Origin of the sequence: Sphingobacterium shayense, from assembly GCF_013179575.1 — a bacterium.
GTDB classification, from domain to species: Bacteria; Bacteroidota; Bacteroidia; order Sphingobacteriales; family Sphingobacteriaceae; genus Sphingobacterium; species Sphingobacterium shayense.
The window spans coordinates 1-1,728 of record NZ_JABMCQ010000306.1 but is presented as its reverse complement, the minus strand read 5'-3'; the positions used below and the strand labels follow the sequence as shown (position 1 = coordinate 1,728).

General features: G+C 43.7%; 2 protein-coding genes. Both read left to right on the top strand.

Annotated elements, in window-relative coordinates:
- The coding region (locus HP439_RS18960; RefSeq protein WP_172391888.1) for an alpha/beta hydrolase at positions 1-803 on the top strand (803 nt) is incomplete at its 5' end.
- Positions 804-883: 80 nt separating this feature from the next.
- A complete protein-coding gene (locus HP439_RS18955; RefSeq protein ID WP_172391887.1) occupies positions 884-1,531 on the top strand; it encodes a flavodoxin in 648 nt (215 codons plus the stop codon).
- The last annotated feature ends 197 nt before the right edge of the window (positions 1,532-1,728 follow it).

Sequence of the window (1,728 nt, the reverse complement as noted above, 5' to 3'; positions counted from 1 at the left end):
AAAAAACATGGGAGACAACAGCAGATGGTAGAGAAGGCTTTCAGAACATTTTCCTCCGTCGGAAATTCTCAGTGTATCTGCTCGATCAACCTCGACGTGGCGAAGCTGGAAAAAGTATGGTGGAAGCAACGATCAAGCCCACGGCAGATGAGCAGTTCTGGTTTACACAATTTCGTATGGGCAATTACCCCAACTATTTCCCGAATGTTCAGTTTCCAAAAGATAGTATAGCATTAGAACAGTTTTATAGACAGATGACACCCAATACGGGTGCTTTCGATGCAACCGTGATTACCGCAGCGGTATCCAGTTTATTTGATAAGATTGGTGCCGGAATCTTGGTCACCCACTCCCAAGGCGGTGGACCTGGCTGGCAGACCGCGATCAAAAACGATAAAGTTAGGGCGGTCGTTGCATACGAACCGTACAGTGGATTTGTATTTCCGGAGGGTGAACTTCCGGCCTCCATAAAATCGTCGGGACTGTTTGGTGAACTCAAAGGAAGTACCATCCCCCTATCGGATTTTAAAAAGCTGACCCAGATCCCCATTGTCATCTACTATGGTGATAATATTGCCAAAGAACCGACCAATGTATGGAACAAAGACCACTGGCGTTCGGGACTTGAAATGGCCAGACTATGGGCCGCAACAATCAATAAACATGGCGGAGATGCAACGGTCATCCATCTCCCCGAAGCTGGAATCATGGGAAATACCCATTTTCCTTTTTCGGACCTCAACAATTTGCAAGTTGCCGATGAATTGTCCAAATGGTTAAAGCAAAAAGGGCTGGATAAGTAATAATGGTAGTACTATCCGTAATCCGTCTACTAAAAAAGAGAGCTGATTTAGGGAACTTTGTATAAATCAAAACGATACGAATGAAAACTAGATCTTTATATTGCCTGCTACTCTGCCTGCTGTTCGCTTTAACGTCCTGTTCGGGAGCAGAGGAAGCAACATTGGGAGACAAAGATACCCCGATAACAGGTACTGACTCCCTAAAGGATCAGAAAGTTTTGATCGTTTACCTGTCTCGGACAAAAAACACACAAGCGGTAGCTGAGATCATCCATCGGCAGGTAGGCGGTGATCTGGTTGGTCTTGAACTCGAAAAGCCCTATCCTGCACATTATCAAACCACCGTCGACCAGGTTGCCGAAGAAAATAGAACAGGCTATCTGCCACCACTGAAAACGAAAATAGACAGCATGGAAAAATACGACATCGTCTTTGTGGGTTTTCCAACCTGGGGGATGCAGCTCCCACCGCCAATGAAAAGCTTCCTAAAACAGTATAATCTGGCAGGAAAGACGGTCATCCCTTTTAATACAAATGCCGGATATGGCATTGGGAGCAGCTTTGACATCATAAAACAACTTTGCTCCAAGAGCAAAATATTGGAAGGATTTACAACTAAAGCCGGTGTAGAACGGGATGGAATACGCTTTGTGATAGCAGGTGAAAAAGAAAAACAAGTGACGGTACAGCTTACCGAATGGCTTGCAAAACTTGGTTTTACAAAATAATAATAAGTAGGAAACATAAAATCACAATAAATGAAACAGATAAAGTACATCATCGTAGCCATGTTTATGGCAACGGGACTCATCGCCGAAGCACAGGACAAATCAAAAAATCCATTTGGGCTTGTATATGGTGATGCTATAAAGGAAAATCTAAAGGGGAAAGTGAATATACATCCGGTTAGCTATAAATTAAACGG

Excerpts from the sequence above, each read along its gene's own strand:
- HP439_RS18955 (WP_172391887.1), top strand. The coding sequence starts at position 884 with ATGAAAACTAGATCTTTATATTGCCTGCTACTCTGCCTGCTGTTCGCT.